Origin of the sequence: Nocardiopsis alkaliphila YIM 80379, assembly GCF_000341005.1 — a bacterium.
Lineage (GTDB): Bacteria > Actinomycetota > Actinomycetes > Streptosporangiales > Streptosporangiaceae > Nocardiopsis > Nocardiopsis alkaliphila.
The window spans coordinates 1-19,981 of sequence record NZ_ANBD01000168.1; the positions used below are offsets into that span (position 1 = coordinate 1).

General features: G+C 67.3%; 19 protein-coding genes and 1 pseudogene. 13 read left to right on the forward strand and 7 right to left on the reverse strand.

Annotated elements, in window-relative coordinates:
- Positions 1–241: 241 nt before the first annotated feature.
- Positions 242–850, reverse strand: coding sequence for a GNAT family N-acetyltransferase (locus D472_RS0122605; RefSeq protein ID WP_017606720.1), 609 nt, complete (start codon positions 848–850; stop codon positions 242–244).
- 303 nt (positions 851–1,153) lie between these two features.
- Between D472_RS0122605 and D472_RS0122610 the strand changes: the two genes are divergently transcribed.
- From D472_RS0122610 to D472_RS0122630, 5 genes are all read left to right on the forward strand, one after another.
- Entirely contained in the window at positions 1,154–2,818 is a 1,665-nt protein-coding gene (locus D472_RS0122610; RefSeq protein ID WP_017606721.1) for a hypothetical protein, read from the forward strand.
- Positions 2,819–2,973: 155 nt separating this feature from the next.
- Entirely contained in the window at positions 2,974–3,891 is a 918-nt protein-coding gene (locus D472_RS26245) for a VTT domain-containing protein (RefSeq protein ID WP_017606722.1), read from the forward strand.
- Positions 3,892–4,017: 126 nt separating this feature from the next.
- Positions 4,018–5,424 carry a dihydrolipoyl dehydrogenase gene (lpdA, locus tag D472_RS0122620; RefSeq protein ID WP_017606723.1) on the forward strand — a complete coding sequence of 469 codons (1,407 nt, stop codon included), beginning with the start codon at positions 4,018–4,020 and terminating at the stop codon, positions 5,422–5,424.
- Between the two features lie 184 nt (positions 5,425–5,608).
- Positions 5,609–6,307 (forward strand): hypothetical protein, encoded by a 699-nt coding sequence (locus D472_RS0122625; protein ID WP_017606724.1) that lies wholly within the window; start codon positions 5,609–5,611, stop codon positions 6,305–6,307.
- Between the two features lie 4 nt (positions 6,308–6,311).
- A complete protein-coding gene (locus D472_RS0122630; RefSeq protein ID WP_017606725.1) occupies positions 6,312–6,923 on the forward strand; it encodes a mismatch-specific DNA-glycosylase in 612 nt (203 codons plus the stop codon).
- Positions 6,924–7,013: 90 nt separating this feature from the next.
- Here D472_RS0122630 and D472_RS0122635 read toward each other — a convergent pair whose 3' ends face one another.
- On the reverse strand, positions 7,014–8,606 hold the full coding sequence (locus tag D472_RS0122635) for an OmpA family protein (protein ID WP_026117980.1): 1,593 nt from the start codon (positions 8,604–8,606) through the stop codon (positions 7,014–7,016).
- A 255-nt stretch (positions 8,607–8,861) separates the two neighbouring features.
- Between D472_RS0122635 and D472_RS28325 the strand changes: the two genes are divergently transcribed.
- Together D472_RS28325 and D472_RS0122640 are read left to right on the forward strand one after the other, a co-directional pair.
- Positions 8,862–9,071, forward strand: coding sequence for a fasciclin domain-containing protein (locus tag D472_RS28325; protein ID WP_152448042.1), 210 nt, complete (start codon positions 8,862–8,864; stop codon positions 9,069–9,071).
- A 101-nt stretch (positions 9,072–9,172) separates the two neighbouring features.
- The gene (locus D472_RS0122640) at positions 9,173–9,832 is read left to right on the forward strand and encodes a fasciclin domain-containing protein (RefSeq protein WP_026117981.1); all 660 of its coding nucleotides are present in this window, start codon (positions 9,173–9,175) and stop codon (positions 9,830–9,832) included.
- Positions 9,833–9,917: 85 nt separating this feature from the next.
- Here the strand turns inward: D472_RS0122640 and D472_RS0122645 are convergent, their stop codons facing one another.
- Positions 9,918–11,165, reverse strand: a complete 1,248-nt coding sequence (locus tag D472_RS0122645; protein WP_017606728.1) for an MFS transporter — start codon at positions 11,163–11,165, stop codon at positions 9,918–9,920.
- Positions 11,166–11,539: 374 nt separating this feature from the next.
- Between D472_RS0122645 and D472_RS0122650 the strand changes: the two genes are divergently transcribed.
- Both D472_RS0122650 and D472_RS0122655 read left to right on the forward strand, forming a co-directional pair.
- On the forward strand, positions 11,540–12,430 hold the full coding sequence (locus D472_RS0122650; protein WP_017606729.1) for an amidohydrolase family protein: 891 nt from the start codon (positions 11,540–11,542) through the stop codon (positions 12,428–12,430).
- 103 nt (positions 12,431–12,533) lie between these two features.
- On the forward strand, positions 12,534–14,105 hold the full coding sequence (locus D472_RS0122655) for a long-chain-fatty-acid--CoA ligase (RefSeq protein WP_017606730.1): 1,572 nt from the start codon (positions 12,534–12,536) through the stop codon (positions 14,103–14,105).
- Between the two features lie 39 nt (positions 14,106–14,144).
- Here the strand turns inward: D472_RS0122655 and D472_RS0122660 are convergent, their stop codons facing one another.
- The gene (locus D472_RS0122660) at positions 14,145–14,936 is read right to left on the reverse strand and encodes a VOC family protein (RefSeq protein ID WP_017606731.1); all 792 of its coding nucleotides are present in this window, start codon (positions 14,934–14,936) and stop codon (positions 14,145–14,147) included.
- Between the two features lie 92 nt (positions 14,937–15,028).
- On the reverse strand, positions 15,029–15,829 hold the full coding sequence (locus D472_RS0122665) for a VOC family protein (protein WP_017606732.1): 801 nt from the start codon (positions 15,827–15,829) through the stop codon (positions 15,029–15,031).
- A gap of 129 nt (positions 15,830–15,958) precedes the next feature.
- Here D472_RS0122665 and D472_RS0122670 point away from each other — a divergent pair, with 129 nt between their 5' ends.
- Positions 15,959–16,876 carry a PfkB family carbohydrate kinase gene (locus D472_RS0122670; RefSeq protein WP_017606733.1) on the forward strand — a complete coding sequence of 306 codons (918 nt, stop codon included), beginning with the start codon at positions 15,959–15,961 and terminating at the stop codon, positions 16,874–16,876.
- Between the two features lie 133 nt (positions 16,877–17,009).
- A complete protein-coding gene (locus D472_RS0122675) occupies positions 17,010–18,395 on the forward strand; it encodes an alpha/beta hydrolase domain-containing protein (RefSeq protein ID WP_017606734.1) in 1,386 nt (461 codons plus the stop codon).
- Positions 18,396–18,440: 45 nt separating this feature from the next.
- Here D472_RS0122675 and D472_RS26960 read toward each other — a convergent pair.
- Both D472_RS26960 and D472_RS0122685 read right to left on the reverse strand, forming a co-directional pair.
- Positions 18,441–18,926, reverse strand: a pseudogene (locus D472_RS26960) (hypothetical protein).
- The gene (locus D472_RS0122685) at positions 18,923–19,168 is read right to left on the reverse strand and encodes a hypothetical protein (protein ID WP_239643029.1); all 246 of its coding nucleotides are present in this window, start codon (positions 19,166–19,168) and stop codon (positions 18,923–18,925) included. The pseudogene D472_RS26960 and the gene D472_RS0122685 overlap by 4 nt, the downstream one beginning before the upstream one ends.
- A 298-nt stretch (positions 19,169–19,466) precedes the next feature.
- Between D472_RS0122685 and D472_RS0122690 the strand changes: the two genes are divergently transcribed.
- The gene (locus D472_RS0122690) at positions 19,467–19,718 is read left to right on the forward strand and encodes a type II toxin-antitoxin system prevent-host-death family antitoxin (protein WP_017606737.1); all 252 of its coding nucleotides are present in this window, start codon (positions 19,467–19,469) and stop codon (positions 19,716–19,718) included.
- Positions 19,715–19,975, forward strand: a complete 261-nt coding sequence (locus tag D472_RS0122695; RefSeq protein ID WP_017606738.1) for a Txe/YoeB family addiction module toxin — start codon at positions 19,715–19,717, stop codon at positions 19,973–19,975. Before D472_RS0122690 ends, D472_RS0122695 begins: the two co-directional genes overlap by 4 nt.
- Positions 19,976–19,981 lie beyond the last annotated feature (6 nt).

Here is a 19,981-nt window from a genome sequence, read left to right on the forward strand (position 1 = left end):
GCCGAGCGGGCGTTGGGCAATCATCCGCAGGCGTACTCGCACCTGGGATTGATCCGCTGCGCCCAACTCCTGGACCAGCACCCATAGTCCACGTCATCGATCGCACGCCGCCCCACGGGTAGCGTGCGATCCGGTCCTTCGGGGCGTCCCACGAATCGGGGCGCCCCGATTCCGTACTTCCTTCATCGCCCCGGAAACCTCGTTCGTCCGACCCGTGGGTCGCCATGCCCCCGACACGCGTTCAGCGGTGGCGCGGGCCCTCCTCCAGGCGTGCGCGCACGATCGGCCACTCGGAACGCAGTACCGAGTAGTACACCGCGTCCCGGCGCCTGCCACCCGGCATCACGTCGTAGCCGCGCAGCACACCCTCCTCCGTCGCCCCGATGGCGCGCAGACCCCGGCGAGCGCGCTCGTTCAGCACGTCGGTCTTGAACTCCACCCGCTCGGCGTCCATGCCCTCGAAGGCGTGCCGCATCAGCAGGTACTTCGCCCAGTGGTTGACGCCCCGGCCACGGAAGTCACGGCCCAGCCAGGAGCTTCCGATCTCCAGGCGCAGGTCCGGCTCCGAAAGGTTGCCGTAACTCATGCTGCCCGCGATCCGGCCACTGATCAGATCCGTGATGGTGAACGTGGTTCGTTTCCCCGCTTCGGTGGCGCCCAGGTAGGCGTCGAAGAAGTGCTCGAAACCCGCCTCGTCGTCCACTCTGGTGACGAAGTGCGTCCAGATCTCGGGGTCCAGCGCCTGCTCCCGCCAACCCTCCCGGTCCTGTTCCGTCATGGGGGTGAGCCGTACGTACTCGTTCTCCAACCGAACCCGCGCCCGTTCCGCCCACGTACCGGTCCTCGCCATGTCGTCCCCTTGGTCGCCGATCGTCGCTTTCGCGGCGAAGTCTAAGGGCGTGTTCCCCGACATCTTCTTCGAGCCCACCCGTCCTCTCCCGAACACCTCCCCTCCGGTTCGCCCTGGACCGATGGGCGCGGCACGGAAAGCGAGGAGAAGACGGTGGGCAGGACCCGATTCCTTGCTCTCCTCTTCCCAGGTCAGCTGGGAAGAGGAGCTCCGATCTCCACTCCCCTCGGGCTTTCGAGCGCCCGATTCATGCACATGCATCCGACTCATGATGAATCCGTGTAGGTATGACAGGATTCTGGGGTGACTGAAGAGTTCCGCGCCGCGTTCCAACGGGTGCTCGACACCGCCGCAGCCCAGGCCCACGACTTCCCCGAAGCCGTCCAGGAAGCCTTCCGGCTGTCCTCCAAGGTGCCTCAGGAGGAACTGGAGGCCGCCATGGAGGCCTTGGCCCCGGTGCTGAGTGACTGCGAACCCTACCCGGGCGTCGCGGCCGACCTCTCGGTGCTGGCCGGCGCCCTGGCCGAGTCGGGCGCGCCCGCCGGTCAAGCCGGTCTGGAAGTCCTACGGCAGGGCGGTGGCTACGGTCAGGCCGCGGCGGCGTTCATGCACGCCTGGGACAAGACCGGCGGCGGTCCCCTCCCGGAACCCGCCCACGTGGGCGAGGCCGAGGAGAAGCGCGTCGAAGAGGTCCTCGGTGACAACGCTCCGGCCGCCACCAACGGTTGGTGGACCGTCCAGCGCTATGGTCTGGCCGCCAAGGCCATGCTCAGCGACTCCGGGGTGCGTTCGGCCGTGCGCGCCGACAGCAGCGCCCTGGAAGGTCTCGGCCAGATCATTCAGGCCCTCTCCACCCGACTGAGCGAGTTCGGTGAGGTGTACGAACTGCTGCGGATGGCCGAGGTGAGCCGGGTCCTGGTACTCGACCGTGCCTCCTGGCGGGGTTTTCGAGTGCGCTTCGACGGGGTAGGTGACAACTTTCAGCTGCACACCCTGCTCGCCGACGCCCTGATCGGCAAGGAGGGGCTACGTCTGCCCGGTACCCGTCCCGACCCCCGGTGGGTGGCGGCCGCCCAGGACGCACCGGTGGACCCGCTGGCCGACGTGGTGCGCGGCGAGTGGGACCTGGTCGGTGGCGACGGTACCTGGGTGGGCAACGAGGTCTGCCCTGGAGACATCCCCGAGGTGGACGGCGAGCGGGTGTTGGTTCTGGAACCCCAGTCGCTGACGCACTCCTGGCGAGCCGGGCGGCGCCACCCGCACATCCCCGGCGTCCTGACCGTCCTGGCCGAACTACACCCCGACGAGGTGGCGTCGTGGTGGGCACGGCTCCACCCGGCGGGTACGGTCCGTCACCCGCAGGCGCCTGCGCTCGAACACGACGACACCGGCTCCTACCGTCGACCACCACGGCACTTCGGGGTGGCCGCGCATTTCGCCGAGGTGGACTCCGGTCCCCTGGCGGCACCCTTCTCCTCCTTGGACCCGAGGTCGGACACCCCGGACCCGGGTCCGCGCCCCGGCCCTGAGCCCTCAGCCGACTTGGGATCGACCGTCGACTTCTCGGCCGGCCCCGCACCCGGCACCGAGGGAACCGAAGAGGGACCCGACGACTTCGCGGTACCCGCCCCCTGGGCCGCGTGGTCTCCGCGGACCGACGAGGACGCCCACCCCATCGTGGACCCGGGTCCCTTCCGCGACCCCGATCCGTTCGGTGGACCGACGGCACTCGCCTCCGATTCGTACGGCCCTTCAGGGGCCGGGTTCTCCGATTCCTGCCATGGTCTCGACCCCCACGAGAGCTCTGGCTCCTACGACTCCTCCGACTTCTCCGAGCCCCTCGAACAGGCGGAGGAGGCAGAACGTCCGCCCGGCTCTCGGCTACTGCCTCCGATGCCGCCCGGGGTCTCGGACAGCACCACCTGGGCGCCGCACTGGAAGTGGCCCATGGGCCCACCTGAGCGCTGAGGCGGCCTCGCCTGAGTTCCTGGTGAGTGCCCCGACCCACGCTCGGGCACCAACCCCCATATGACATCTGTCATCCCGAACCACTGCACCCCTCCCACCGGTCCGGTGATTCCTGCGACTACTACGCGGACACGCCTTCGCGAGAACCTGGGGACATGATGACGCGACAGGACGTCGGATCGACCACCACACGGTCCACTCGCGAGCAGGCCGTCCAGCAGGCGCTCAAGAGGTTCGAAGAGCGGGAGAAGGAGCTCGCCCAGGAACAACTGCGCGGGATGCGGCTCTGGGAGGGCAAGGCCGAGCGTCAGGACAAGGTCCTACTCGCCCTGTTCATCGGGCTTCCCCTGATCATGATGTTGACGATTCCGCTGCGGCCCCTGTTCATCGCGGACCACCCGGTGGCCCTGGCGTTCGCCACCGGCAGCTACGCCGCCATCGGGGCGGGCGCGGCGTTCGCCGCCGTGGGGCAGGGCACCCTGTGGCTGGTGATCCTGGCGGGTGTCGTCGGCAAGATCAAGGTCAGCTGGTTGTTCTGGTGGCTCGGTCGTCGTTGGGGCGTGCGTTTCATCCGCTTCACCGTGCCGAACGAGCGGGCCCAGCGCTTCGCCGCTCGTCTCCAGTCGATGAATCCGTGGGTGCTCCGTGTCCTCATTCCCCTCGGTTACCTTCCGGGGGTCCCCACCATGATCGTCTGTGTCCTGGCGGGAACCAGCGGTATGAGGCTGCGCACCTACCTGTTCCTGGACGCTCTGGGCGCCCTCATGGTCACCTCGATCGTCGCCTTCATCGGTTTCACCTCCGGCCAGACCGGAGTGGACGTCGTCCTCCTGGTCGACAAGTACGCCCTGTGGATCATGCTCGCCCTCATCTTCGGAATGTCGACGTACCCCGTCTACACCTCCATACGTGATCAGAAGGCGCGTAAGGCCGAGACGATCCGTGCCGCCGAGGCCGAATACGACGCCCAGACCACCCGCCCGGCGGCCGAGGGCGCGACCGCCACCTCCACCGAGGCGAAGACCGACGATCCCACCACGCGCATCAACACCAGCGAAGACGGCGATAAGTGACCTCGATCGGACCTGTGTTCACACACAGGTGGGAGCAGCGCGACTAGGCTGGTATCCGGCAAACCGACACCCCGGGCAAGCCGGCTGCACTGGGTGCGTCACAAACACACTCAAGGAGATCCCGTCATGGGACAGCAACACTTCGATCTGGTGGTCCTCGGCGCCGGGCCGGGTGGTTACGTCGCGGCGATCCGCGCCGCCCAGCTCGGTCTCAAGGCCGCCGTCGTCGAGGAGAAGTACTGGGGTGGGGTCTGCCTCAACGTGGGCTGCATCCCCTCCAAGGCGCTCCTTCGCAACGCCGAACTCGCGCACCTGTTCCACAACGACGCCGACACCTTCGGTATCAAGGTGGACGGCAAGGTCGAGTTCGACTACGGCAAGGCGTTCAGCCGTAGTCGCGAGGTCGCCGACGGCCGTGTCAAGGGCGTCCACTTCCTGATGAAGAAGAACAAGATCACCGAGCTGAACGGGCGCGGCACCTTCGTCGACGACCACACCATCGAGGTGAAGGGGGCCGATGGGGAGACCACCACGGCCACCTTCGACAACGCCATCATCGCGGCCGGTTCCACCACCAAGCTCATCCCGGGCACCTCGCTCTCCGAGCGCGTCGTCACCTACGAAGAGCAGATCCTCACCGAGGAGCTGCCCGGGAGCATCGTCATCGCGGGCGCGGGCGCGGTCGGTGTCGAGTTCGCCTTCGTGATGGCCAACTACGGGGTCGACGTCACCATCGTGGAGTTCCTCGATCGCATGGTGCCCACCGAGGACGAGGAGGTCTCCAAGGAGATCGCCCGCGCCTACAAGAAGCTCGGTGTGAAGATCATGACCTCCACCAGGGTGGAGAGGGTCGAAGACACCGGTTCCGCGGTCAAGGTCACCGTCACCGATTCCGATGGCAAGGAACAGACCCTGGAGGCCGACAAGCTCCTCCAGGCGATCGGTTTCTCACCCAACGTCGAGGGCTACGGTCTGGAGAAGACCGGGGTGGAGTTGACCGACCGAGGTGCCATCGCCATCGACTCGCGGGGGCGCACCAACGTCCCGCACATCTACGCCATCGGCGACGTCACCGCCAAGCTCATGTTGGCGCACACCGCCGAGGCCATGGGCATCGTCGCGTCCGAGACCATCGCGGGCGCCGAGACCCAGGAGATCGACTACCGGTTCATCCCACGGGCGACCTACTGCCAGCCGCAGATCGCCAGCTTCGGCTACAGCGAGAGGGAGGCCAAGGAGGCGGGTTACGACGTCCAGGTCGCCAAGTTCCCGTTCATGGCCAACGGCAAGGCGCATGGGCTGGGAGACAGCCGCGGCTTCGTCAAGATCATCTCCGATGGCGCGTACGGCGAGTTCTTGGGCGCGCACATGGTGGGCCCGGACGTCACCGAGCTGCTGCCGGAGCTGACCCTGGCCCAGCAGTGGGACTTGACGGTGCACGAGGTGGCGCGCAACATCCACGCGCACCCCACGCTCAGTGAGGCGGTCAAGGAGGCCGTACACGGTCTTGCCGGGCACATGATCAACTTCTGATCCGCTCCAGGACTCCATGGGGCCGGTGGGCCGGGCGAGGGCTCGACCACCGGCCCCGTCGTTCGTCTACGGGCCCTCCTTGCGCGGCCGTCCCCCCACCGGCTCGGGACTTGCTAAGTTTCCCTGTGTCCCCCGCCGGCGTCCCTCCCACGAGGCCGGCACACCCCGACCCCGAAAGCCACCCATGCGCCTCATCCCGTCCTCTCCCCTGTCGTGCCTGGGCACGGCCGTCGCCGCCGTCGTCATCGGTGGTGTCGTCCTCGTCGGCTGCGATGTGGTCGACCTCGATCTGGACCTGAGCCTGTCCAGCGGTGACGGCGCGAACTCCCCCGAGGAGGAGGCGAGCGCGAGCCCCGAAGCCGAGGACGCCGAAGGGAGCGAGGAGGACCCGGCTCAGGCCTCGGAATACGGCCTGCCCGAATCCTGCGAGACCGCCGGTGCCGCCGAGCTCGTCGGAGACCTGGCCCCCGGTCCGATCCTCAGTGAGGAGCGGGGCGAGATCGACGGCATCGAGGACTCCGAGCAGCTCTCCTGCACCTTCAGCGAGGGAAGCACCGAACCGGGCACCCCCTCCTTCACCATCGTGTTCACCTCCGGCGCCGACCCGAGCGCCAACCCCGACGTCGTCCAGGTTCCGGGCGCGGAGGCCGAGATGAACTGGGAGGTGGACGTGGACGTGGACGTGGACACCTACCACACGAACGAGTCCGACGACCTCGGTGGCGACCTGGAATACGTGGGCACCGTGGACGGCTCCAGTCGCCATCTGTACCTGGAACTGCCCGGCGACTTCTACGTCACCGCCATCGCCTATCACGAGGACGTCGAGCGCGGCGAACTCGAGCGCGTGGTCCTGCAGGCCGCCGGTCGGATCCGTAACTAGCGCCGTGGTCGCGGAGGGGAGGGGTGAACCCACTCGGGGAGTCGGCGGGCTGAGCCGGGAGGAACTGGAGGCCGGCCGCGACCTCGTGCTGCCCGACGTGCTCGTCCCAGGGCTGTCCGTGGTGTTCTGCGGGCTCAATCCGGGCCTGACCAGCGCGGTACGCGGACACCACTTCGCCACGCCCGGCAACCGTTTCTGGCCCGCGCTGGGACGCTCCGGCTTCACCCCCGGCCGCTACACCCCCGACCGTGACCGTGAACTGCCACGGTTCGGCCTGGGATTCACCAATCTCGTCGCGCGCACCACACGGGGCTCGGACGAACTAGCGCCGGAGGAGTTCGTCCAGGGTGCGCGGGAACTGCGCCGCAAGGCCCTCGACCTGACTCCGGAATGGTTGGCGTTCCTGGGCCTGACCGGCTACCGGGCGGCCTTCGGGGACCGGCGTGCGAAGGTCGGTCCGCAAAAGGCGACCATCGGCCGCACCCGGCTGTGGCTGCTGCCCAACCCGAGTGGACGCAATGCCCATTACACGCCCTCGGATCTGGCCGAGGAGTTCACCCGGCTTCGGGTCGCTGCGGGGATGCCCGACCGTTCGTGGTGTGCCGAACCCGGGTGAGGCCGCGTCCCGAAAAAGGAGAAGGGAGGGAGCGCCGACGATGTGTCGGGCCCCCTCCCGGCCTGTCCTCGGCCTCTATGGACAGTGCGTCTAGTATTCGACGGGGATTTCCTCGAATTCACCGAACGGACCTGCCCGCAGGGTCAACTCCTCGACGTCCACGGGGGGCGCGGGGAAGACCGCCACCAACCTGTGGCTGTTGCCAGGCTGAATGGTGTGCACCTCCTCGGCGAAGCTGCTGTAGCGACTCTCACCGAAGTCCATCTGGGCCACGTAGCGGACCAGTCCGCTCTCCGGTTCGAACAACTGGAACCCGCCGAGGGTGCCCTTGTTGAACTGCTCGGGGCCACCGGCCACCGTCTCGCTACCACCCAACTCGGGGGCGAGAGGCTCGTCGGTGGTGTTGGTCATCGCGACGGTCCCGATGACGTAGGCGCCATCGCGGCGCAGCGGGTAGACCTCCAGTCGGATCCCGTCCTCTTCGCCCTCGGCGACCACGGAGCCCGGATCGTCGCTGTAGGGAGCGGGCCAGGTGACGTTGCGCTGGGCCACGCCCAGGCCGTCGTCGTCGTATTCCTCTTCCTCCGTGGCCTCGACCGTCGGATTGAAGACGTAGGAGAACTCGACGCGGCGGTTACGGGCGCGGGCCTCCTCGTCGTCGGGCCCGCCCTCACGGGCGATGGGCTCGCGCTTGCCACGGCCCTCGACCTCCAGCCGGTGATCGGTGCCGAGTTCCTCGGCGAGCAGGTCCCGTACGCTCTCGGCGCGTTCCACCGACAGGTTGTCGTTGTAGGCGTCGTCCCCGATACCGTCGGTGTGTCCGACGACGGTGATGGTGGGGTCGTCGGGGTCGACGTTGCGGGCCAGGGTGGTGGCGGCGCGACGAACCACGTCGGCGGCTTCTTCGGTCAGGTCCGAGCGATCGAACTCGAACATCACGTCCGAGTGGAGCGAGATGATCTCACGGTCACCGTCACGGGTGGTGGAGGCGATCTCGGAGTCGACGAAACTCTGCACCCAGCCTTCGTCGGCCAGGGCGTCCTCGTCGGGACGGCGGTTGGCGAAGGTGAGGTTCTCACCCCGGGCGGGCGGATCGTCCAGGCTGAGGTGGTCGGGCCCGGTGGGGTTCTCCGGGTCCTGTCGTTCGGTTTCCACGTCCTGAATGGGAATGCCGGTCATGGCGCCCAGGCCACTGCCGACGAAGGTCACCTGAAAGACCTCGTCGGGGATACGGGGAAAGTAGCGGGTGTACTCGTTGGTGACCCCGTCGTGTACGGGGTAGAGGCCGTCTTCGTTGGGGCTCTCCGAGCCGTACTTGAGGCCCTCCTCGTCGAGGAACTGCCGGTAGACGCGTCCGGTGAGGGGGTCGACGAGGGTGTGCGCCATGCTCAGGTTGCGGTTGGGGCCGGAGAAGTCGTCCAGGTAGGTGACCTCGTAGTGCATGACCGTGTAGTCGTCGGTCCGTTCCAGACCGGTGATGGCGAAACGCATCTGCGCGTCCTGGCCGGTGTCCTGGAAGATGCGTCCCTCGCGTACGTAGGGGAACTCCTCCCTGACCTCGGGCGGTCCGGACGCGTCACCGAAGGTTTCGGACCACCAGTCGGACACGGGGGCGCAGCCACTGAGGAGGAGGCTGCCCGAGACCATGAGCGCGACCACGGTAAGAGGCTTCTTCCGCGCCATGTGGGGGAACTCCGATCGTTGAGAGGACGTACCGGCAACATCCTCCAGCACTCACGGGGTCGAACCGACCACGGTGCCCCATCAAGAGCGCCGCTGACCGTCCTGGCCAGGGGTGATCCATATGGGGGATTCTTCACCGGTCGCACCCGGAACCGACGTCGGCGACCCGGTTCGATCTCCAAAAGGGGCGAGTCGGATGTCTCCACGCAAGCATTCCAAGCTTATCGTTACTACTTCGTAGCGCAGAGTCGTCTCGTGGAGGGCGCAGATGCTCCGGACCACCTTCGTGGCCTGCGGCACCCTACTCCTTCTCGCCCTCAATGGCGGCCGGATCAGCACGACCCCGAGCAGACGGGCCGATACGCGGTCGACGGTCACGCACCCGTGGTGCGCGCCGACGTCCGTGCCGCCAACGCCACCGTGCACGTCGTGGACATACTCCTCGTCCCCTCTCGACCCTCCTGAATCGCCGTGCGGAAGACGTTCTCACGAGCGCCTGAGGAACCATCCCCGAAAAGTACACACAGTGCCTGTAGGGACCCAAAGGAGAGAAAGAGATGGACACCATGCTCCGCAAGAACACGCTCACCGTGACCGTCTCCGCGGCGGCGTTGGCCTTCGGTCTCACCGCCTGCGGCGACATGAATGGTGGCGCCGAACAGACCCCGGAGATGGGTGAGGTCGAGGAGACCACCGAGAACACCGAGGGTATGGAGGAAGAGGGCACAGACGGGGGGAATGGTGACACTGGGGCCATGAACGAGTACTTCGGCCCCGAATGTGAGGTGCCCGAGGGCGAGGGCGGTTACGAGGACATGCCGGAGGATCCGGTCGCCACCGCCATCGCCGGCAACCCGGCCCTGGCCACCCTCTCCGATGCCATCGAACAGGCCGGCCTGGCGGAGACGCTCGATTCGGCCGAGGACATCACCGTCTTCGCGCCCAACGACGACGCCTTCGACGCACTTCCGCAGGAGGAGCTGGACGCTCTGTTGGCCGACCAGGAACAGCTCTCCGAAGTGCTGAACTACCACGTCGTCGAGGGACGGCCGACCCCTGAGGAGCTGGAGGACGGCACCTTCACCTCGTTGCAGGGCGGCGAGGTGACCACCAGCGGTTCTGGTGAAGAGTTCACCGTCGACGAGGAGGCCCAGATCGTCTGCGGCAACGTGCCGACCGCCAACGCCACCGTCTACGTCATCGACGGGGTGCTGACGCCCTCCTGATGTGGGGTCGTGCGGGGACGCTTCGGGCGGCCCGTGCCTTCCGGCCGGGCCGCCCCTCGTGTGCCGTCGTTCGATCGACGCCGTCTCAGGACGTGGCGACGCCCTCCGGACGCGGTAGGGCGCGCATGGTGGGCCCTAGGGTGACCAGCGCCGCCGCCGCGGATATCACGGCCATCGTCAAGAACACCGGGGTCGGCCCGAACAGGTCGAAGATCAATCCGACCCCGACGATGCCGATCGGTTGGGACAGCAACGCCATGAACGTCACCGCACCCAGGACCCGCCCCTGGTGGTGATCCGGAACCGAGGAAGCGACGTACCCGAAGAAGAGCGCGTTGACGCAGGGAACGGCGGTGAACACGATCGCCACCACCGACCCGAGCGTGAGCACCCCGGGTACCACGACCAACAGCAGCGCGCAGGCCGGCGCGGACCAGGCGGTGAAGAGGAAGATCCGGGAGGGGCTCACCCGGCGCACGACGGGGCCGGCCACCAGCGCCCCGATCAGTCCTCCGGCTCCGGCCAGGGAGACGGTCAGGCCGACCACCAGGTGGGAGGCTCCACGGTCGTCGGCGGTCGCGATGAGGGCGAGGAACACACCCGACTGGGTGAAGGCGATGTTGAAACCGAGGATCCACGAGATCATGGGCCGCAAAAGCGGGTGGTGGAGCAATACGACGAACCCGCTCGTCGTTTCTCGTGGGCTCCACGGTCGTCCTTTGGAGCGTCGCGGGTTCTGCATGGGCCGACGGATACGCAGGATCAACGCGGTGGAGACCAGGTAGCAGAGGGCTTCGGCCACGAACGGGAAGGCCCGACCAAGGCTGGTGAGCGAACCGGCCAAGGGGGCGCCGAGCACGGTGGTGCCGAAGAAACGGATCTGGTTCTGCGCTGAGGCCGAGGCCAACTGCGAGGGCGGCACGAGCTGTTTGAGCGCGGCCATGGACACCGGAGTGGAGATCCCCATCAGGGCGGAGGAGGCCACGGCCACGCCAACGGTGAGGAGCACGCCGACCTCGTCATTGATCAGGAGGACGGCGAAGGTGAACAGCAACAGGAGTCGGCCGGTGTCACAGACGAGCAGGAGGGCACGCCGATCGACCCGGTCGGCGAGGAATCCTCCGACCACGGCCGCGACCATGGTGGTGGCGACCTGGGCCGCGCCGATGATTCCCGCCTGGGACGCGGATCCGACCAAGAGGAGGATGAGGAGGGGGTAGGCGACCTCTCCGCTCTCCTTGCCCAGCCCCGCGAAGAACCGGCTGATCCACAGCAACTGGAAGTCCTGATTGCGTATGAGCGGAACGGGCTCTCGTCTCCCGCGTTCGGACATTTCCGGAGGTGGGTATGGCAGTGGCCGTTCCGTGGGCATGGCGCGCGGCTTCCCGTGGTGTCCCTCGATCAACGAAGCACCCTGCTCTCACGCTGATGGGGGTCTGGCCCCGAAGCACGGTCCGTTGATCGGACCCGGAGCCTTCAGGGATGGAACTCGTGCAACACGAAGGAAAGTCGTGCGGGGGGTGGGATGCTCATATCGCCATTATGCGCTCTTTGCATGCCACGACGGACGTTCTAGGACGTATGTGGCGCTTAATAAATAAAGTGGCCACAATCGGCCTTTGATGCACGTGCAGAGGTCCATGCGGCCCGGGAACTTCGGCGCCATCGTTCCCGAACGCGGTTCGGGTCCGGCGTAGGGTGGGCGATGTGACCGCAGCCTCATCAACGTCCAACGGTGACGAGGGCGCCGAAGTCCGCCGGATCTGGCGCGATCTCGACCTCCCCGGTCTCGTGGACGTGCACACCCATTTCATGCCCGAGAACGTCCTGCGCAAGGTCTGGGCCTACTTCGACGCCCTCGGCGAAGGGGTCTGGCCCATCACCTACCGGACCGATCAGGAGCGGCGCGTGGCCATCCTGCGCGACTTCGGGGTACGGCGCTTCGCCGCGCTCTCCTATCCTCATCGTCCGGACATGGCCCGCTGGCTCAACACCTGGGCCGCAGACTTCGCCGACCACCATCCCGACTGCCTGCGCAGCGCCACCTTCTACCCCGAACCCGACGCCAAGGGCTACGTGACCGAGGCGATCGACTCCGGTGCCGGCGTCTTCAAGGCGCACTTGCAGGTGGGAGCCTACGATCCACGCGATCCACTGCTCACCGACGTGTGGGGCGCCCTCGCCGACTCCGGGACCCCGGTGGTCGTCCATTGCGGCTCTGGACCCGCACCCGGTGAGTTCACCGGTCCCGGCCCCATCTCCGAAGTGTTGCGTGACCACCCCCGCCTCACCGCGGTGATCGCCCACGCAGGCGCTCCCGAATATTCGTCCTTCCTGGACCTGCTCGAACGGTACGAGCGGGTGCACCTGGACACCACCATGACGTTCACCCCCTACCTCGAACGCATGGCGCCCTTCCCACCGACCGAACTTCCGCGTCTGCGGGAGCTGGGCCACCGTGTCCTTCTGGGTACGGACTTCCCGAACATTCCATACGCCTACCACGAGCAGATCCAGGCTCTGGTCGACCTCGACCTGGGTACCGATTGGCTACGCGGTGTCCTGCACGACAACGCCGCCGACCTGTTCGGGGTCTGAACCCGGCGCACCATGCCGGCCGGTCCCGTCCACGACACGAAGGCAGCACCACAAGTCACATAAGCACCACGAGCGCCACGACGTCGCCGAAGGAGAGGTCACCATGGAACTCGCCCTGACCCCCCTGGAATTCGCCCGCCGCTCCCGCAGGCTGTACCCACAACGTGAGGCGGTGGTCGATCGAGACCTCCGCCTGACCTACGAACAGTTCTTCGACCGCTGTGACCGCTGGTCGTCCGCCCTTCGACACATGGGGGTGGCCAAGGGCGACCGGGTCGCCTACATCGCGCCCAACACCCACGCCCAACTCGAGTCGTTCTACGCGGTCCCCCAACTGGGCGCGGTGCTCGTTCCGATCAACTACCGGCTGACCGCCGAGGACTTCGTCTACATCGTCGACCATTCCGGAGCCAAGGTGCTGTGCGTCCACTCCGACCAACTCGACGTGGTGGACACGGTGCGCGACCGAATGCCCGGGGTGGAGAGGTTCGTGGCGTTGGAGGGCGCCCGCCAAGGATGGGAGGACTACGAGACGCTGGTCGCCTCCGCCTCGCCGGAGTTCACGTACCCGGACATCTCCGAAACCGACCTGCTCACCATCAACTACACATCGGGGACCACGGCCGACCCCAAGGGTGTGATGATCACCCACCGCAACGCCTACATGAACTCGGTGGGCACCCTGCTGCACCTGCGCATCGAACTCGGGCAGAGGTATCTGTGGACGTTGCCGATGTTCCACGCCAACGGTTGGACCTATACCTGGACGGTGACCGCCGCTGGAGGCACCCACGTGTGCCTGCCCGCCATGGACCCGAAGCGTGTGTTCGAACTGATCCGTGCGGAGCGGGTGAGCTGGCTGTGTGCGGCCCCCACCGTGCTGATCATGCTCTCCAACGCCCCGGAGGAGGTCCGAGGCGAGGTCCCGCCCGGGGTGCACGTGGTCACGGCGGGGGCCTCACCCGCGGCGGAGACCATCGAACGGTTGGAGGACGACTTCGGCTGGACCGTCACCCACGTGTACGGGTTGACCGAGACGGCGCCTTTCATCACGGTGTGCGAACCGCGCCCCGAGCACCGAGGGCTGTCCGTGCGTGAGCGTGGCGTGCTCAAGGCCCGCCAAGGGGTGGAGCTCATCACCTCGGGCGAACTGCGCGTGGTCGACGAGAAGGGTCACGAGGTGCCCTGGGACGGCACGACCGTGGGCCAGATCGCCGTACGCGGCAACGTCGTGATGAAGGGCTACTACAACGATCCCGAGGCCACCGAGAACGCCATGGGTGACGGCTGGTTCCGTACCGGCGACGCCGCCGTCACCCACCCGGACGGCTACGTGGAGATCCAGGACCGGATCAAGGACGTGATCATTTCGGGAGGAGAGAACATCTCCTCCGTGGAAGTGGAGGGTGTGCTGCTGCGGCATCCGGCGGTTCTGGAGGCGGCGATCGTGGGGGTGCCACACGAACGCTGGGGTGAGACACCGCGCGCCTTCGTGGTCCTGCGCCAGGACACGTCGGTGACCGAGGCGCAGATCATCGCCTTCGCCCGAGAGCACCTCGCCCACTTCAAGGCACCCACCCAGGTGGAGTTCGTGGACCGACTGCCCAAGACCGCCACCGGCAAGATCCAGAAGTTCGTACTGCGCGGTGGCGCCTTGGCCGTCTCCCGTCAGTGACCAGCGCGGTGGGCCGGTGACGAACCGGCCCAGTCGGGCTCATTCGGGAGATGGGGTGAGCAGGATGAACCCGGCGGAGAACGGGTCGGCGCAGGCCGCCAGCCGCCCCACCCCGGGGGTGTCCTGAGGCCCCATGTACACCTGACCGCCGGCCGCACGGACCTCGGCGACCGCCGCGTCACAGTCGGCGACGTGGAACACCGGATGCCAGTCGGCGGCGCCGCCGCTCTGTTCCAGGTTCTCGGCGGGCACACCCATGACCCCACCGAAGTACCGATCCTCGCCCTGCTCGGCCGGGCGGATCGTCGAGTAGACCTGGTCGGCGCCGAGGGAGAGGTCGTTGAACTCCCAGCCGAACAGGGCGCCGTAGAAATCCTTGGCGCCCTCGGCCGAAGGCGTCCACAGCTCGACCCACATGAGCGAACCCGGCGCGTCGACCACCTCCGCCCCGGTGAAGCCTCGGGGCTGCCAGAGTGGCACCGTGCCACCCTGCGGGTCCGATAGGTAGGCCATGCGCCCCAGATCCATCACCTCCATCGGGTCGACGTGGACGGTGGCGCCCAGGTCCAGGGCCGCGCCCACGGTCGCGTCCACGTCGGGCGTCGTGAAGTAGAGGGACCAGGCGATCGGCTGTCCCTGGGCCATCATCGGGCTGAGCGCGCCCACCAGCGCGCCGTCCAACCGGAAGTTCCGATACCCGCCGGCCTCCGGAGAGGGAGTTTCGACCTCCCAACCGAACAATCGGGCGTAGAACTCGGCCGATGCGTCGACATCGGGACTGGGCACCTCCGCCCAACAGGGTGATCCGGGAACGTAGTCGGTGGTGATCATGTCGCCTCCTAATCCTGGCTCCACACGAGTGTGCTTCGGGCCAACGACGCTTCGTGGGTCGGCCGGTGTGGGATCCGGTCGTCCGGTCCGGATCAGGCTCGCCCCTTCGGTAGTTCCAGGACCACGAAACCGGCCGTGGACTGGTCCGAGCAGACCGCCAACCGACCCACCCCCGGGGCGTCCTCCGGGCCCATGTACACCCGCCCCCCGGCATCTCGGACCGCCGCCGCGGTGGCGTCGCAATCCGCCACCTGGAAGACCGGGCGCCACTGGGCCGTGCCCTCGGTCTGCGGTAGCCACTGCGGCGTCATCTCCATGAGGCCACCGAAGTACCGGTCCTCGCCCATGCCCGCCGGACGCAGGGTCGTGTAGGTCCCTTCTCCACCAGGGAGGGCGATGTCGTCACACTGCCAACCGAACAACCCCCGGTAGAAGTCTTTGGCCCCCGACGCCGAAGACGTCCAGAGCTCCGCCCCGCAGAGTGTGTCGGGTCGGTCGGTCGCCTCCATGCTCCCGTAGGTCCCGGGTTGCCAGAGCCCGAACCAGCCGCCCTGCGGATCGGTCGCGTGGGCCAGTGTTCCCAGCTCGAAGAGTTCCGTGGGCTCCACCTGCAACGTTCCGCCCAGTCCCTGAACGCGCCGGGAGGACTCCTCGATGTCCTCGACGTGGAAGTACATGGTCCAAGAGGGCGGTTCGTCATCGACGATACGGGGGCCGATACCACCCACGTCCGCCCCTTCCGAGCGGATGAGCAGGTAGTCGCCGAGTCTGGAACCGGCGTAGTCGGTCTCCCACCTGAACACCCGTTTGTAGAAGTCGGCCGAGGACCCGGGCGTGTCGGAACCCAGTTCGATCCATCGAGGCGAACCCTCGACGTAGTCGGTGGTCATCATGGTTCTTCCTCCCAGCACACCTCCTTTCGAGTCTGGGTCAGGCCACCGCCCGAAGAGGTGACCGCCCCGGCAAAAAATCGACAACCGCATACGAGAGGATCAAGGCGCGAACCGACGAAGGGAAGCCTGGTGCCCGTACGCCTCCTCCACGTGGGGCCGGTGATCATCGACCTCGTGATGGAGGTCGACGGTGTGCCGGCGCCCGGCGGTGGTTCCTTCGCGAGTTCCGCGCGGTCCCTGCCCGGAGGCGGGTTCAACGTGATCGTCGCCGCCGCGCGCGCCGGGTTGGCCGTGGAGTACGCGGGTGCGCACGGGACGGGGCCCCACGGTGATCTGGTGCGTTCGGCCCTACGCGAGGAGGGTGTGAAGGTGGTGCACCCGCCTCGCCCGGACGACACCGGCTTCTGTGTGGCCATGGTGGACCCGAGCGCCGAACGTACCTTCGTCACCCACCTGGGCGCCGAAATGGACCTGCCCCTGTCCGACCTGAAGGACCTACGCCCGGGGGCGGGTGACTTCGTCTACACGGTGGGCTATTCACTGTTGCCGGGTGAGCGCGCCAACGACCTGGTGACCTGGATCGGTGGGCTCACCCCCGACGTCCGCCTGGTCCTGGACCCCGCGCCGGTGGTGGGGAGGATCCCTCAGGTGACCCTGGAGCGGGTCCTGCCCCGGGTGGACGTGCTCAGCCTCAGCGCCGTCGAGGCGACCACGCTCACGGGCGTCTCGGATCGCACGGAGGCGGCCACGGCTCTGTCCGAACGCGTCGACGGCGTGGTGGTGCTACGCATCGGAGCCGAGGGGTGCCTGGTCACGGAACCCGGTAGCGCCCCCGTGCACGTGCCGGGGTTCGAGGTCGACGCCGTGGACACCAACGGCGCGGGCGACGCACACGTGGGGGTGTTCACCGCCGCCCTGGCCTCGGGGTCGTCTCCGGTGTCGGCGGCCCGACGCGCCAACGCGGCCGCCGCCATCGCCGTCACCCGCCCGGGCCCGGCCACCGCCCCCACCTCCCAGGAGCTGGCGGAGTTCCTCGCACATCGGTGACGGCGTCCGCCCCATCCGTGCTTCCACCGGTCCCGTGCCGCGCAGGCGGTGTGGGCGCCAGGACCCCTTGTCGCACCGTGCGCCCCGGCCTAGCATGCCCGTGACCTAGAGCCACCCAGAGGTGACCATGCGCATGCCCTGTCCGTCCCCCGGCCGTACGGCCTTGGTCCCGGTGATCCTCCTTCTCGGGCTGGTCGGCACCCCGCCGGCACAGGCCGAGGAGGTGAGCGGCCCCACCGCCACCGTGTCCGGGCCGATCCCCGTCACCGCCGACTCCTATCCCTTCATGTCCGCTGACGGACCAGAGGTCTCACCCATCGAGGAGGGGGACCCCATCGAGGTCGACTTGGCCGCGCACGGTTACGTCGAGCAGGAGTACCTCTTGGAGGGCACCGCCGCGCTCCACTCCCCCGAGGGCGGCGAGGTGGTCGGCGAAGCGCCCTACGTCACTCGCATGGTGGTCCGGCGCCCCGTCTCACCTCGTGACTTCAGCGGAACCACGTTCCTGGAATGGAACAACGTGAGCTTCGGCCAGGACATCGAGATCGACTGGTTCCTGTCCAACGACTACTTCATGGACGAAGGACACGTATGGGTGGGATTGTCCGCTCAACGGGTCGGGGTCGACGCACTACGCCCATGGGACACGGAACGGTACGCGGACCTGCACGTGGGCGGGCCCGAGCTCGCCGACGCGCCCGCGTTCGACATCTACTCCCAGACCGCGCGCACCTTGCGCTCACCCGTGGGCGTCGACCCGCTGCCCGGGTTCGACGTGTCGACGATCATCGCCACCGGACACTCCCAGTCGGCCAGGTACCTGTCCGACTACCACAACAGGATCCACCCGCACCACGAGATCATCGACGCCTTCATGATCCACGGAGCCCCCACCGCTCTGGTCGAGGGCCGCACACCGGTCATGCGCCTCATGGCCGAGACCGACGTCCGCTCGAGGGCCGAGAGCGAGGAAACGGACACGGCGTACTTCCGTCGCTGGGAGGTGGCCGGGACCGCGCACGTCGGCCGTACCGAGTACCTCACCTTCGCCCCGCTCATCGCCCGGGAGAACCCGGGGACCACACCGCAGACCTGTGACCGCCCACCACTCACCCGGGTCCCGTTCCATCACGTCCTGAACGCGGCCTACGACCACCTCATCACCTGGGTCGAGGAAGACGTCGCACCGCCCGTGGCGCCACGCCTGGAGTGGGAGGACGCCACGACCGCGAGCCGCGACGAGCACGGCAACCGACTCGGTGGCATCCGGCTGGTCGAGCACGAGGTCGCCACAGCGCTCAACCACGGGAACAACACCGGGGACCCGTTCTGCTTCCTCATGGGCACCTACGTTCCCTTCGAGGAGGAGACACTCCAGGACCTGTACCCGCGCCGAAGCGGCTACGTGGCTCAGGTGTTGCGGACCGTGAATCAGGCTCAAAGAGATGGCCACATCCGACCCGAGGACGCCTCCGAGTCCCGTAGGGCCGCGTTGGAGGCCGACTACCCCTGGTGGTGACCCTCTCCGCCACCGCGTCCACGTTCGGGCAGGGCGACGGGGGACTCATACCGTGACCAGATGGACGTCATCGGCACCGATCGCGTCCACGTACGCGGCGATGTCAGCAGGGTCACTGGTGAACACCACGGCGCTTCGGTGCTTCACGTCCGTCCAGGCGACAAGGGCCTCCACCGCGTCCGGACGCTTCTTCGCGGGAAGGGCCCGCCACTCCCAGGACCGCACCGATACGCCACCAATCGGTGATGTCCGGAGCGACCGCACATGCGATACGACCCGGTTGTCCCGCGCTCGTGAACCGCAAGGCGCCTGGAGACGACCGGGCCCGGAGGACCGTGCACTCCTTCAAAACCGCGCTCATGGCGTGCACGGTCGCAGGGTCCGGACGCCATGCCTGAGCCAGGACGGGGCCGGGATCACGGGACGGTGCGGGGACCGTGCGAGCCCACGGCGCACCTGTACCGCTTTGGACTTGCGAGCCACCAAAGCGATGAGCATCCCTGAGTCGTAAACGGGTACGCGAGCGTTCACGCCACCTCGCCCCGGCCTCGGGGCCGGGTTTCCCCGGCACCGTAGACCAGGTTCATCGCCTCATCGACCTCACGGCGCTCATCCGCGCTCAAAGGGTCATCACCAGCCTCGTCGACAGGCCCGTGGTGCTCGGCTCGCCCTTCGGCCTCGGCGATCAGCGCGTCGATACCCGCGAACTCCGCCTCGGCCGACCCAGCGTCGCCCATCTGGCGGATCGCGGCGTTGACGAAATAGGACGACACGTCCCTCCCCGCACGGTCCGCGTGTGACCTGACACGCTCGGCTTCGTCCGGCTCAAGGCTGATACTGATTCTCACCTTCGCCATGCCACGATCGCGATACGAGTACTACGCCATGTCCCCCGAGTGTCGAGCGCCAGGATTCTCCTCCCTCTCCGCATCAGTGACGAAAATGAACCCATAGCCTCCCAAGGCACTTGGGTCGATGCACTTGCCTGGCCGGCGGCCTCAACGCTCCAAGCGCAAACGTACAATTTCTTGTACAATGAATCCAAGTTCGGTTGCCATGAAGGGTTGAGGCATGAAGACCATTACCTACTCAGAGTCCCGCGCCAACTACGCCGCTACCCTCGCCTCCGTGGTCGAGGACCGCGAAGAGGTCGTCATCACCAGATCAGGAAGAGAGTCGGTGGTCATGGTCGCACTGTCCGAGTACGAGACCCTCCGAGAGACCGCTTACCTGTTGCGCAGCCCAGAGAACGCGCGACGCCTGGTGACCGCGATCGAAGAATTGGAGTCCGGCCACGGAATCGAGCGGGAGCCGAACGAGTGAAGCTGGTGTGGGCGGAGAGCGCCTGGGAGGACTATGTCTGGTGGCAGAACCAGGACCGGAAGATCCTCAAGCGCATCAACGCTCTGATCAAGGACATAGCCCGCAACGGCAACGAGGGCATGGGGAAGCCGGAACCATTGCGGTACGGCTTCCAAGGCTACTGGTCCCGCCGCATCACCGATGAACACCGACTCGTGTACAAGCCGGCAGAGGACGAGATCCGCATAGCCGCCTGCAGGTACCACTACGGAAAGTGACATAAG